This is a genomic window from Amycolatopsis sp. NBC_00348, from assembly GCF_036114655.1.
Taxonomy (GTDB): Bacteria; Actinomycetota; Actinomycetes; order Mycobacteriales; family Pseudonocardiaceae; genus Amycolatopsis.
Genome location: NZ_CP107994.1, coordinates 1210566 through 1223746, shown reverse-complemented (window position 1 = coordinate 1223746; position 13181 = coordinate 1210566). Strand labels below are relative to the sequence as shown.

Below are 13181 nucleotides of genomic sequence, written 5' to 3'. Positions count from 1 at the left end.
TTCACGATGTCCCCAGCTCGGCGGCTCGACCCGGTCGGCTGACGTCCGCTTATGCCGCGAGGCGAGGGTTCGGTTGACTGTCCGCACATGCCGACGAGTGGACGTTAGAGTCGATAGGTGGACGATGCGTCAGTGCGGACAGCGCTTCTGGTGGCGAGGACGGCCGAATCCCGCGGTTGCCTGCGGCCGGGCGACTGGCCGGATGTCGCGGTCAGCCTGCTGCTGGAAGGCGCTGAAGATCCCGCGATCGCCGAACTCGCCGGCCTGAGCCGACAGGCGAACGGGTGGGACACCGAACCACTGGTGGCCGCAGCGTGCGAGCGGCACGAGATCCTGGTTCCCAACTGCGACGAGTCAACGATTCTCCTTGCCCGACTGATGGCCGACGACATCCGTGCCCGGCCGACCGTGGTCACCGCGCCGATGACCCGCCTCCTTGCCGGACTCGCGCCCCCGGACTTCGAGTCGGACCTAGCCAGCCGATGCTTCACCGCGGAGGAGTACCTGGATTGCGGCTGCACCGAGGTCGACCTCAGTTTCGAGGCGGAACTGCAATCGATGCCGACGCTGGGGCTGTCCGCACCTGTCACCCAGGCACTCGCACGACCACTGCGTTCAACGCTTCCCACGACTCAGCCCGCATACGGACACCACGAACACTGATCGCGCGAGGTCCGACACCGACAACGGGGACGCAGCCTGCTGCCGCCGACGCACTGACATGCCGACGAGCGCGCAGTGAGTCGTCGCAGACGGTGGAGCCGCCCGCGGGCCGGAGGCGCGGAACGCGGACGATCAGGCGATAACAGGAGGTAGGCTGCTCGCGACTGAGAGAGAACCGTATTGACGAGGGGTAGCCGTGTATGAGCCTGGCGGTCGGAAGTGTCGGCGCCTGGCTGGTCCAAGCCTTTCCCGACATCTCCAGCAATCTGATCGCGGCGGCCATCGGCGGCGTGCTGGTCTGGTCGGCGACGAATGCGAGACGACGCCTCAAGCTGGTTCGTGCGCGCAGGTTCTGGCGGGCGCTGGGCGGCCGTCGCCCACTCATCGTGTTGGGAGCGCATGACTTCGGATCGCATCGGCGGTGGGCTAACGCCGGTGTGGTGGGCATGGGCGACATCGGAGCCCTCGTGGAGGTCGAAGCGCAGCTACGCAGGCTGGGTTTCGCCGGGAAGATCGTCGAGTCTAAGCAGCTGTCGCCGCGTGAGCTGAGTTCGGATCTCGTCCTGATCGGCGGCCCGGTGGCGAATGCCGTGACGCGAACGATGATGGCGAAGCTGCGCGGAACGATCTCCTACGACTTCGCCGAAGATCCAGAGCACGAGGCAGCCGTGGTCCACGACCTGAGGTCCGGTCGGTCACTGAGGCCGCAGTACGACGAGTCAGGCTACCCGGTCAGCGACCACGCCTTGATCATCCGGACGCCGAATCCCCTCGCCCCGGACACGTCGGAACTGGTCATCATCGCCGGCTGCTTCGAACACGGCACCGAGGCCGCGGCGGAGAAGCTCGGCGAACGGAAGTTCCTCCGCAGACTCAGGAGAATGAAGCACTTCGAGGCACTGATCGAGACCACCGTCGTGAACGGTGCCCACTACAACACCGAGCTCGTCGAAACCCGGCCCATCCCGGCCGGCTGACATCCGGACCTTCCGAAAGCTACGGCGTCGAACCGGCCGGCAGTACCGGGTTGTGGCGACGGGTAGGTCGACCTTTGTGGCGTGGCAATGAGTTGCGGCCCCTCTACCCGCCATCATGCCGATGACAGCGCCTACCAGTCTGACCGGAGGCCGCGAGGACGGTGAGGGTCCTGCCGAGAACATCAGCCGATCCGACACACGTTCCCTGCTGTAGCGCGAATCGTCGGCGAGCGCCGATTGCGTGCCGGTAATTCGATAGTTGACCGGGACGCACTTGCCGCCTTCGTCTTCCCTCTCTAGGTTCAGGGCCTTGCGGGATATCAAGCCGCAAACCAGGCCCTGCCCATGGCCTGGTAGAACGATCAGCGGAACCGAAAGGCATCGAGTGAAGCAGTCGAGCGTGAAGATCGATGGACAACGGATCACGTGCCTGGAGAGCTCGCCCGATCGCAGTGGCCAAGGCGAACCCGCGGTGATCTTCGTCCACGGCAACTCGTCTTCGGCCAGGACTTGGCTCCCGGTGATACGGGGCGACTTCGGCAGGCGGTTCCGTTGCGTCGCACTGGACCTGCCCGGACACGGTCAGTCCGAGCCAGCGAGGGACCAGGCCGACTACTCGCTACCGGGCTACGCCGCCGTGCTCACCGCCTTCGTGCAGGAGCTCGGCGTATCGGACGCGATCGTCGTCGGCTGGAGCCTGGGCGGGCAGATCGCGATGGAGGCCGCGCCCGAACTGCCGGACGTCGGCGGCTTCGCCATCTTCGGCGCGCCCCCGGTCGCATCACCCGCGCAGATGGCGGAGGCTTTCCTACCGCACCCGGCGATGGCCGCCCTCTTCAGCGCGCAGGTCAGCGAATCAGAAGCGAGGCTGGCCGCCGAGAGTTTCACCGCGCCCGGTTCGCCGCTCGACATCAGTGAATTCGTCTCCGACATCCTGGCCACCGACGGTGCAGCTCGCGCCGGGCTGGGGGCCAGCGCCGGTGCGGGCCGGTTCGCAGATGAGATCGCGATCGTCTCGGCGCTCCGTCAGCCGCTGGCCATCCTGCAAGGCGCTGACGAGCAGCTGGTGAGCCTGGACTACTTGCAAAAGCTGATCATCCCCGGACTGTGGCGTGACGAGGTTCAGCTGATCCCCGGAGCCGGCCACGCTCCGCACCAGGAGGCACCGCGGCAGTTCGCCGCTCTGCTGACGGAGTTCATCAGCGATCGTGGCTGCGAGCAGTGACGGCCCGGAATCGTTGGCACCTGACAACAACCCACAAGTCGCGAACCCCGGGTGCTCGGTGACCTGAGTGGACCGCGGGAGAAATCGCCGCTGGGAAACCTGCCCGAACCGGCTCGCGGTCAGGTCATGCACCGCCGTGGAGCCGACGCCACCGGATCCCGGCCGACTCATCGCTTGACTACCCGCGCGGCCACGCTGGTACTACACCGAACGATGACAGCAGCGGCAGCCGGCGCTTCGGGTTGTACAGCCAGGACACTCGCAGCATCGTCGTCGAGTTTCGACATCCGCTCATGCCGAGGAGCGGGTGTCTTTGTCCAGGCCGAGAGCCTGGTCGAGTTCTTGCGGAAAGCGCTTGCTGTCCAACCCGCCGAACACCGTGGCCGATCTGCGACGATCGGTCAAAGGTGATCAACAACGGCCTGGGAGGACCGTCGTGAGCATCCAGATTCAACGCGTGCACCGCGCCCGGCGAATCGCCGGCCTGCGCCGTCGGCTGCGGTCCGAGCTGCGCGCCGCAGGCGTCGAAGGCCCGACGCCGATGGCCGAGATCTGCGCCCGGTTCGGCGAGCGCCGCGGCAAGCCCATCCGATTGCTGGCCGTCCCGATGGAGGTGCCGGGTCCGTTCGGCCTGTGGATCAAGACGACCGCAGCCGACATCATCTTGTACCAGGGCACCGGAACCACGCGGTTTCACCAGGAGCACATCATCGCCCACGAGCTCGGCCACCTCCTCGCCGATCATCCGTCGGACGAGGGCGACGACTCGATGTGGCGCCAACTGCTGCCCGACATCCCGGCCGAGGTCATCCGGAAGGCTCTGCGCCGCCGCACCTCCTACGAGAACGAGTACGAACAGGAAGCCGAGGCGCTCGCGACCGTCCTGCTGGAGGCCACGGTCAAAGCCCAGGAGATCAGCCTGCCCGGCCGGTCACCGCGAGCGCGCCGCGCGCAGACGTCCCTCGGCGACCCGGTCGACATCCTGTGAACCTCACGAACTTCCTGCTGCTCGTGCTGGCCTGGTTCCTCTACCGGCTGGCCCGTTCGCCACGCGATCCGGCGCTGTGGGCCGTCGTGGTGTGCGTGGCGTGTCAGCTGCTCGGCGCTTCCACTTTCGTCGCGTTCACCCGGACGGTGTTCGGCGAGCTGCCGTCATCGAGCACGGTGAAGCTGCTGACGAACCTCGCGCTGAACACCTCGCGCTATGCCCTGCTGCTCTTCTTCCTGATCTCGGCGGGCGGTTCATGGCGACGGGTCCGCACCGAGACCGCGATCCTCGTCGGCGTCTGCCTGGCGATGACCGCCGCGGTTCTCGTGCTCCCGCCCGGAGTTCGCGACAGCGCGTACCCCCTGACCGGGGTCCTGCCGAACGACATGAGCCATCCCGGCGTGGCGCCGTTCTACATCATCGGCGGCAGCTACATGTTCTACGCGGCGGTGCAGGCGGCGCGCTGGGCACTCCGGTACGCCGGCGAGTCCAGCCGCCGCGCCAGGTTCGGACTTCACGTCCTCACCGTCGCGCTCGTCGCCACCGCCGTCACGACCGGCGCCCGCACGGTCGTCACGATCATCCGCTGGGCCGGCCACCCGGGATACGGCGCCCCGATCATGCAGCTGACCACCCGGCTGGTCCCGATCTGCACCTTCGTGTTCCTCTTCGGCGTGTTCTCGGTCGGCCTCGCGGCTCGGTTCGCCGCGCTGAGGACGTGGCTACGCCGACGTCGCGCCTACGCCGAGCTGTGGCCGCTCTGGCGGGCACTGCACACGGTGTTCCCCGCCGACACCCTCGACCACGCGCCCACCCAGAGCTGGCTCGACACGCTGCTCCCCCGCCAGGTCGGCCACCGATACTGGCGACGCGTGATCGAAATCCGAGACGGCCTCCTCCAGCTCAGCCCGCAGCTCGTCGACGCCGGCTTCGATGCCGAGCGTCCCGCCGACCAGCAGCTCGGCACGTTTCGTCACGCGCTTCGGCTCCAGGCCAGCGGCCGCACACCGACCAGCCGGACGGGCGTGCTCGTCGCGGCACCGGAAGACGCGGGCATCAACTCCGATGTCCGGCAGCTCATCCACCTCTCACGGGCCCTCGCCCGGGAAGGAGCCACGTGACCACGGTTTCGAACGCCGAGATCCGCGAACGGAACCAGCAGATGCTCGAACGCATCCGCTCACAAGATCCGCAGCCACACCGCGAGGACCACTACGCACTGCGAGTGTTGACCGTCGCCGGCCGCACGACCGGCGAGCCACGAGCAGTTCCGATCGCGCTCATGCAGCTCGACGGCGTCCAGTACGTCTGCTCACCCAGCCGACACCGCGACTGGGTCCGCAACCTCCTCGCAGCCGGCGAATGCACCGTCGAGCCCGACGAGCACGAGTCCCGCAACGCTCTCCTCGTGGAAGACGAAGGCGGCGCGACAGCGGTCGCCGCTACCTCGCCCGCCTCCCCCGCGTCTCCGAAGAATGGCCCTTCCCCGGTGACGCACCCCCGGAGCAGATGCTGCCCTTCATGGGGCAGATCGCCGTGTTCCAGCTGTGCGTCCCCGCCTGAAAGACATCCCAGGAGCGTAGATGTCAAGCAGCAACGTTCTCGGCGTGATGCGACCAGGCGGTCGTCTCGTCGTAGAGGGTGCCGGTTTTGAGGCAGCCGTGGAGGATGCCGACGAGTCGGTTGGCGACCTGGCGAAGCGCGGCGTTGTGGCTGACGCCGCGAGCGCGTTGCCGGTCGTAGCAGGCGCGGGTGCCAGGCGAGCGACTGAGCGCGCTGAACGCCTGGGTCAGAAGCGCGTCGATGAGCCGGTCGTTGTGCACGAACCGGGCCAGGGCGACCCTTTTCCGGCCGGAGGCTCGGGTGATCGGCGAGGTCCCGGCGTAGTTCTTGCGGGCCTTGGCGGTGGCGTAGCGGTCGGGGTCGTCACCGAACTCTGCGAGCACCCGGGCGCCGAGAACCGGCCCCAGACCAGGCTGGGACAGGACGATCTCAGCGGCCGGGTGCTGGCCAAAATAGGCCTCCACCTGCCCCTGCAAAGTTTTGACCTGCGCGTCCAAGACGGTCAGGACAGCGATCAGCGCCTGGACCGAGGCGGCGTAGGCGGCAGCCACGACATCCGGTTGGCCGAGATGCTCGGCGCGCAGCGCGGCCTGGATCACCGTCGCCTTCCCGGCGATGTTCTTGCGGCGCGCCCGCTTCAGCGCGCCGTTGATCTGGGCGAGGGTCAACCGGGCGGCCTGGGCCGGGGTGGGGGCCTTGGCCAGCAACTCCAGGGTGTCGGCGGCGTCGAGGTCGTCGAACGCGACCAGCGCGGCGGGGAAGTAGTCCCGCAGCGCGTGCCGCAACCGCTGGGTGTGACGGGTTCGTTCCCAGATCAGGGTTTTATGGGTGCGGGTCACGACCTTGACCGCCTCGGCCCGCGCGGAATCCCCGGCGACCGGCCGCAGCTCGTGGCTGTGGGTGCGGACCATGTCAGCCAGCACGTGGGCGTCGCCGGGGTCGCTTTTGGCGCCCGAGACCCCCAGCCGGTCACGGAACCTCGCGGACTGCAACGGGTTGACCGCCAGCACCGTGTATCCGGCCGCGACCAGCGCCGCGACCCAGGGGCCTCGGTCGGTCTCGATCCCGACCAGCACCTCGGCCTCGTCGGTCTCGTCCCCGGTCAGCTCGCCGATCATTGCGTGCAGCCTGGCCATCCCGGCGACGCCTTCGGGCAGCCGGGCCTTGGCCAGCCTGCGACCGGAGCCGTCCATCACCTCCACGTCGTGGTGGTCTTCAGCCCAGTCGTCTCCTGCGAACAGCCTCAATTGTCCTCCCGATCTCGGTCACCGTGAGCAGCCGGCGGGAGAACTATCAGCGACCTAATCAAGCAGTGCTCACGCGCGACCAGCGCGCGGGGCACGACATCCCAGCAGCGATCAATTCTCCCGTCCAACCGGCAGGGGCACGATCTTTCAGCAGGACTCGGTCGTCCAGGAATCCTGAGTGCTCACCTGCCGGTCGGCTACCGACCAGGAGTTTGCCGTATGGCTCGCTCCCAGACTGATTAGGTCCCCACTCGTGCGTCAGCAGCTCATCACCGCCGACCAGGTCCTTCCCGGCCCAGCGGGCCACCGGATCGCCGACGGAGCCGTGCTCATCCAGGACGGCATCATCCTCGCCGTCGGGCCGCGCGCGGCCGTCGAAGGACTGACCTCGCCGACCGCCGAACGTCAACACTTCCCCGACGGAACCATCCTGCCCGGTCTGATCAACTGCCACGTCCACCTCGTGTTCGACGCCTGCGGCGACCCGGCGCGAGCCGCCGCCGAGGCGACCCACACGGAGCTGGCCGAACGCGCGGACCAGCTTCTGCGCTCCGGCGTGACCACCGTCCGCGATCTCGGCGACCGTGACGGGGCGGCCATCGAGTTCCGGGACCAGCACTCACGGGGACCGCGGATCGTCGCCTCCGGACCGCCGATCACCGTCCCTGACGGGCATTGCTGGTTCCTCGGCGGCGCCGCTGACGGCGAAGCCGAGCTCCGCGCGCGGGTGAGGCAGAACGCGGAACTCGGGGCCGACGTCATCAAGGTCATGGCGTCCGGCGGCCAGATCACCCCGAACTCGCCGTCGATGTGGGAGAGCCAGTTCACCACCGCCGAGCTGGCCGCCATCGTCGACGAAGCCTCGAAGGCCGGGCTGCCCGTCGCGGCGCACGCCCATGGCACGGACGCGATCGCCGCGGCCGCCGACGCCGGCGTCGCCACCATCGAGCACTGCACCTGGCTGCGCGAGGGTGGAGGCGGCTACGACCTGCGCGACGACGTCGCCGCGAAGATCGCCGAGCGCGGGATCTTCGCGTGCGTCGCCTGGCCCTCGGACTGGCGAGGCTTCATGAACCGCCTGGGGTCAGCCCGCGCTGACCAGGTCGCGAGCCGGTTCGAGTGGATGACCGAGCACGGCATCCGGATGATCCCCGGCACCGACGCCGGCGCGGGAAGCTCGGGGTTCGACAACTACGCCGGGGCCCTCCAGCTCTACGAGCACCTGGGCTTCGACCGCGAACACATCATCGAGATGGCCACGACGACGAGCGCGGAAGCGCTGGGTATCGGCGACACCACCGGCCAACTGGCACCAGGCCTCTCCGCGGACCTGCTGGTCACCGCAGGCGACCCGCTCGCCGACCTGGCCAACCTCGGTCGGCTAGAGCTGGTGACGGTCAAGGGGCGTCCCGCCGCGCTGCAGACGAGATGAAAGACTCTGGCGCCGTACGTCCCCGACGGGAAGGAAGCGCCATGCCGGTGAGGGCGGTCGTCCTCGACATCGGTGAGACCGTGCTCGACGACACGCGCGAGTGGCACGCTTGGGCCGACTGGATCGGAGTCCGCCGGCACACGTTCTCGACCGTGCTCGGCGCGGTCACCGCAACCGGGCGGGACAACGCCGAGACGTTCCGGTACTTCAAGCCGGACTTCGACGTCGCCGCCGAGCGGCAACGTCGCGAGGAGACTGGCAACGGAGAGCAAATCGGCGAATCCGACCTTTACCCCGACGTTCGGCCAGCGCTCGCGGAACTCCGGCAGAAGGGGCTCTGGGTCGGCCTTGCCGGCAACCAGACGACGAAGGCCGGGCGTCTACTCCGCGACCTCGACCTCCCGGTCGACGCCATCGCGACCTCCGCGGAATGGGGAGTGGCCAAGCCCGACCCGGTCTTCTTCCAGCGCGTCGTCGAGCTTGCGGATGTCGCCGCCAGCGACCTGCTCTACGTCGGCGATCACCGCGACAACGACGTGGTCGCCGGTCACCGCGCGGGTCTGTGGACCGCACTGATCCGCCGCGGCCCCTGGGGACACCTGTGGGCCGACGATCCGGCCGTCCAGGCGAGCGCCGACTGGGTCATCGACTCGCTGGCTGAACTGCCCAAACTGGTTGCGAGGACCTGATCAATTCACGTCGACCCAGGCTGCGAAGGTTGCCAGCTCGTCACTGACCGTCCGCTGACCACGAAGCAGAGATTTGAGCGCCGTCTTGACCCGCGGATGTTCCCGCGTGTGCAGCGGCGCGACACGTTTGGCCATCTGGAGTGAAACGAAGGCGTCTTCAAGTCGGCCGACTTCGACCTGCGCCGGAGCCAGGTCAATGTAGAAGTGGGACCGACGCTCAGCGGGGAGTTCACGCGGCGGGTGCCAGCCGGTGCCGCGCTGGACGGCCGTCGGGCTGTCGCCCAACTCCTGGGCGACAGCGACCTCGTGGATTCGGACCGATGCCGGACCGAAGGCGGTTCCGAGGTAGATGCCCTCAGGCGTGTGCTCGGCGGCTCGATACGCGTCTGCGATGTGGTCGCCGGCCTCATCGGCCTTACCTGCACGCGCGGAGACCACCGCAGCCCGCATCGCCAATGCGCCACGCGCGACAGCAGCGTCCCTTGTGGACGCGGAGGTCGGGATCCCATCGATAGCCCGGATAAAGGAACGGTGTGCGGAGGGCAAGTCCTTGGCCGCAAAGAACGTCTCAGTGCGCACGTATGCGACGGCGGCGTCTAGCAGCGGCCGGTCGATCTCCGTTGCGGCAAGGCGCATGGCTGTGATGATCTGCCCGGAAAGATCGGAGTAGCCGTACTTGAAGGCCACCCCATCAGCTGCGCGGTAAGCCAGGATCAGCAATTCCGTCGCGTTACCGCGTTCCAGTTCGTCGGTCGCCATGTGGCGCGCCCGCCCGAGTTCCATCAGGAGATCGGGCAAGTCGGCGACCAGTTGCGCATAGCGCGCCTGCACACGCTGCTCCGTCGCGTTGGCGACGGCCGCTTCCAGGACATGCGATGGCCGAACCGGGCCGTCATCCGGCTCGTCGCACGCCAGCAGCGCTCGCCGCAGCGCCGGGATACCGGCACGGACGACATCGTCTCTCAACTGAGGCGCACGCTGCGACTGGTTCTCGCGCCGCAGTGTCGCCTGTTCTTGCTTCGCCGCCTCCCAAAGGCGTCGTAAGTCACCCGCCGTGTGCAGTCCACGGTCCAGCGCGTCTACAAGTTCACGGGAAGGCAGGTTTCGTCCCAACCGCTCGGCCATGGATACGTAGTTGCGCGTGTAGCCAATCCTCCGCGCCAACTCGGATTGGCTCAGATCCGCAGCCAGACGGATGCGCCGAATCTCCCCGGCGAGATGGTCCGCAGCCGGCCGCGTCTCGCTCAGTTCGTCAGTCACGTCGTTCTCCGGATCTGTCCGAGGGGGTAAATCGCAGTTTCGGCGTTTACCCCCTTCCCGCATCATAGCTGGTCAGGGTCCCATGGTGATCGTTCCGACGTCACGATGCAGGAAGGAACCCCGTGACCACAACCACCAAGCCGGTATCCGGCACAGCAATACCTGATCTGAGGAACCCGGAAGGCCGGGCGCAGTGATGCCCACAGCGTCCGAGCGGCCGTTGGCCATCGGAATCATGGGTCCGCACCTGACAGGAAAGAGCACGTTCGTCTCCCGCCTGTCCCTGGAACTCCGGAAGAGCGGCTATCAGGTCGCCACCATTCCAGCTCTCGTGGAGCGGGCCCAGCGGCTGGGCATACCGATCCTCCACAACCACACCTGGGCATCCACGATGTGGTTCATCACCCGCGGCATCAGCGACGAACTGGAGGCGTGGGCGCACGCTGACATCATCCTGGTGAACGGTGCCGTCCCAGACGCGCTGGCGTACTACCAGGCCGCACTTGAGTATCGCGGCGACGAAGCGAGCGACGCGGAGATCGAGCACCTTGAAGACCTGGTTCGGCACCACAGCTCGAACTACAACCTGCTGTTCCGAACCGCGGTGGCGGGCGATGCCCACGCCGAAGACGGAAACCGCGATGACGACGAACGTGAGTTCCGCCGTCTCGCAGACCGCTGGGTACGTCGAGTCTCGGAAAGTCTCGATCTCGCAAGCCTTCCCTTGCCTCCGACGAACCGCGACTCGGCCCTGGATCTCGCGATCAGCTACGTGACCGAGCACGCCTAACCAACTCGACCAGTGGCGGAGTCGTGCACCCCGAAACGTAACTCGGCCACCCGGTTCCGCACTGGGGCGAACCACGATGCCAGCAAACGAAAAAGAAGAATGGCCTTCCGAAGTCGACCTACGACACGCCGAAGAAGCCGAGTTCGTCCTTCTCTGCCGCGTCCTCGCAGGGTTGCGCCGACTGTCCACTTCGGAGACACCGCAACTTTCGACCGGAGTTTCCATGTTCCGTGACACTGCCAAGCTCATCGACGCGATCCAAGCCACACAGACCCGAACCGGCCTGCTCGCACTTCAGTTGCGGGACGGCACCGCAACCGCCGATGAACAGCGCCAAGTCGCCGACAAGGTCGAAGAGTTGCTCGATCTACTCCAGTCCCACGCCGCCGACACCGACTCGGGCATCGCACCGACTCCGCGGCGCCTCCACCTCACAGAACGGCGTCCGGCATGACCGACGGACCTTCCCACCTCCCTGGCCTCTACGTAATCGGGAGCAGGCTGAGAGAGTTTCGCGACAACCGGGGAATCAGCCTCCGTCAGCTGGCCGTCAAACTGGGGTTCAATCCATCCACCGTCTCGGGCTGGGAAACGGGGGCGCGACCGCTCGATGTCGGACAGCTCGGCTGGTATCTCGGTTATCTCCAGGTGACACCTGCCGAGTACCAGCTGATGATGCGGCTTCACGGGCAGGCGGAGCGCGCCAGCCATATCGAGAACCTCGCGCCTGGCGAAGCCAGTCTCCAAGACGTGTACCTGCGATACGCCGTTCACACCTACGAGTGGGCGCCGCGCGTTGTGCCTGACTTTCTGCAGACATCCGAGTACGCGCACGCGGTTCTGGGCCGGACCAGTCAGCCCGACGACGTCGACCTGGAGATCCTGACCCGCCAAGTCCGGCAGGTCGACCGGAATCCTCATCACCGGCACACCGTCTTGCTGGGCGCGGCCGCACTGAACCACGAATTCCTTTCCGCGGAGATCCGGGACGCACAGCTGCAGCACCTCACCACCTCGGCAACGGGTCGCATAAGCACTCAGCTCGTCCCGGACAGCCTGAGCGTCACCGGAACGACCGAACTGGGTCTGCAGCTGCTTGGTGTGGGTCGAGAGGACGACCTGCCGGCCCGGCGCACCGGCGAGCCAGTCGAGACCGGTGGCGAGGACGGCGAGGCTCTTGCCGGTCCCGGTGGGAGCTTCGCACAGAGCATCCCGGCCGGCGGTCACCTGGGCGGCCAGCTGGGCGGACATCTCCTGCTGCGCCGGTCGACGCTCCACTCGCCCCGAGGCTGCCGCCTGGGCAAGGCGGTGCGGATCGACCCGCCCCGAGTCGTCGCGCAGCTCGTCCGGCACGACCAGCGGGTTGTTCCGGTGGCTCGGTGACGGCGCCGGGATGAGGTCGGATAGTACCTGTTCAACCTCCGCATCGTCGTGCTCGCGGGTGGCCAAATCGGACGGAAGCAGTGAAGCCAGCAGGTCCCAGGCCGCGCTACCGGTGCCCGCGCTCAACGCCAGGACACGCTCTGCTTCAGGCCACGCAGCCACGGCCAACGCCGCGAGCTGAACCACGCGGGCCGTCAGTATTGCGTCTGCCTCGGCGTCATGCCAGCGCAGCCCCGTGCGGTCGACCCCGACCTCAGTGGCCAGCTCGGCCAGTCGGTGGGAGGAAGCTGTCGGCCAGATAGCGTGAGCGAGGTAGAGCGCATCGACCCGGCGGTGGCCGCCGAAACCCTGGATGCCCGCGTTGCCGCTAGCTTCGTCGAGCAGAGGGAAGTCGGCCTGTATGCCGTTGTAGGCAATCAGGGTGTCGGCGTCGGCGCAGAATTGCCGCAGCGCTTCGAACGCTTCCACCGGACTGACTGCATGGCTTTCGTATGACGCGCGAACGCGCTCCGATCTGATCTCCGCTTCCCAGTCTTCGTCCGACAGCCTTACCCAGGCTATGAACCGCTCACCCTTGCCAACCCAATCTGAGTCACCGGACAGGCGAGCGGCACCAATCTGATACACCTGGCGATCGCCGTCCGGTTTCTCCGAGCTGGGACGAACCACGGATTCGAAATCCACGATGACAGCCCGCGAGAGATCGCACCGGCCGTCGTCAGGTTGCGCCACTTCTGCAACAGCAGAGAGTATTTCACCGTCAGCCAGCACCAAGCCGGCCTGGATCGCCGACATGACGATCGTACGCAGACGTCGCAATGTCAGTGACGGCCAACGACGCTGCGCTTCGCTCAACAGCGCGCTTCCGTCGACCGGACCGATACGAGCAAGAATCTCAGCGACTTCCTCGGCCTGGCTCACTCCTGCGGCTATGGGAACCTCCGACGAAGTCGTCTCAACCACA

Annotated in this window: 10 protein-coding genes and 2 pseudogenes; 9 read left to right on the top strand and 3 right to left on the bottom strand. The window is 67.2% G+C overall.

The window, feature by feature from the left end:
* The first annotated feature begins 117 nt into the window (after positions 1–117).
* The 5 genes from OHS58_RS05860 (at position 118) to OHS58_RS05840 (ending at position 4974) form a co-directional block, all read left to right on the top strand.
* Positions 118–663 (top strand): hypothetical protein, encoded by a 546-nt coding sequence (locus OHS58_RS05860; protein WP_328647415.1) that lies wholly within the window; start codon positions 118–120, stop codon positions 661–663.
* Between the two features lie 200 nt (positions 664–863).
* Positions 864–1640, top strand: coding sequence for a hypothetical protein (locus OHS58_RS05855; RefSeq protein WP_328647414.1), 777 nt, complete (start codon positions 864–866; stop codon positions 1638–1640).
* A 400-nt stretch (positions 1641–2040) separates the two neighbouring features.
* On the top strand, positions 2041–2865 hold the full coding sequence (locus tag OHS58_RS05850) for an alpha/beta fold hydrolase (RefSeq protein WP_328647413.1): 825 nt from the start codon (positions 2041–2043) through the stop codon (positions 2863–2865).
* Positions 2866–3220: 355 nt separating this feature from the next.
* Positions 3221–3853: a hypothetical protein gene (locus OHS58_RS05845; protein ID WP_328647412.1), complete on the top strand. Its 633-nt coding sequence runs from the start codon at positions 3221–3223 to the stop codon at positions 3851–3853.
* Positions 3850–4974, top strand: coding sequence for an MAB_1171c family putative transporter (locus OHS58_RS05840; RefSeq protein ID WP_328647411.1), 1125 nt, complete (start codon positions 3850–3852; stop codon positions 4972–4974). Before OHS58_RS05845 ends, OHS58_RS05840 begins: the two co-directional genes overlap by 4 nt.
* A 465-nt stretch (positions 4975–5439) precedes the next feature.
* On the opposite strand, the gene OHS58_RS05835 is transcribed toward OHS58_RS05840, so the two are convergent.
* Positions 5440–6663, bottom strand: coding sequence for an IS110 family transposase (locus tag OHS58_RS05835; protein ID WP_442875495.1), 1224 nt, complete (start codon positions 6661–6663; stop codon positions 5440–5442).
* Positions 6664–6916: 253 nt separating this feature from the next.
* On the opposite strand from OHS58_RS05835, the gene OHS58_RS05830 reads away from it, so the two are divergent.
* Both OHS58_RS05830 and OHS58_RS05825 read left to right on the top strand, forming a co-directional pair.
* Positions 6917–8095 carry an amidohydrolase family protein gene (locus tag OHS58_RS05830; RefSeq protein ID WP_328647410.1) on the top strand — a complete coding sequence of 393 codons (1179 nt, stop codon included), beginning with the start codon at positions 6917–6919 and terminating at the stop codon, positions 8093–8095.
* A 41-nt stretch (positions 8096–8136) separates the two neighbouring features.
* Entirely contained in the window at positions 8137–8784 is a 648-nt protein-coding gene (locus OHS58_RS05825; RefSeq protein WP_328647409.1) for an HAD family hydrolase, read from the top strand.
* Here the strand turns inward: OHS58_RS05825 and OHS58_RS05820 are convergent, their stop codons facing one another.
* Positions 8785–10044: a helix-turn-helix transcriptional regulator gene (locus OHS58_RS05820; protein WP_328647408.1), complete on the bottom strand. Its 1260-nt coding sequence runs from the start codon at positions 10042–10044 to the stop codon at positions 8785–8787.
* Positions 10045–10279: 235 nt separating this feature from the next.
* On the opposite strand from OHS58_RS05820, the gene OHS58_RS05815 reads away from it, so the two are divergent.
* Together OHS58_RS05815 and OHS58_RS48700 are read left to right on the top strand one after the other, a co-directional pair.
* A complete protein-coding gene (locus OHS58_RS05815; protein ID WP_328647407.1) occupies positions 10280–10834 on the top strand; it encodes a hypothetical protein in 555 nt (184 codons plus the stop codon).
* Between the two features lie 450 nt (positions 10835–11284).
* A pseudogene (locus tag OHS58_RS48700) lies at positions 11285–11884 on the top strand (Scr1 family TA system antitoxin-like transcriptional regulator); the annotation flags it as partial.
* Positions 11885–11920: 36 nt separating this feature from the next.
* Here the strand turns inward: OHS58_RS48700 and OHS58_RS48695 are convergent.
* Positions 11921–12085 (bottom strand): annotated as a pseudogene (locus OHS58_RS48695) (DEAD/DEAH box helicase); the annotation flags it as partial.
* Positions 12086–13181 lie beyond the last annotated feature (1096 nt).

Excerpts from the sequence above, each read along its gene's own strand:
- OHS58_RS05855 (WP_328647414.1), top strand. The coding sequence starts at position 864 with ATGAGCCTGGCGGTCGGAAGTGTCGGCGCCTGGCTGGTCCAAGCCTTT.
- OHS58_RS05825 (WP_328647409.1), top strand. The coding sequence starts at position 8,137 with ATGCCGGTGAGGGCGGTCGTCCTCGACATCGGTGAGACCGTGCTCGAC.
- OHS58_RS05815 (WP_328647407.1), top strand. The coding sequence starts at position 10,280 with ATGGGTCCGCACCTGACAGGAAAGAGCACGTTCGTCTCCCGCCTGTCC.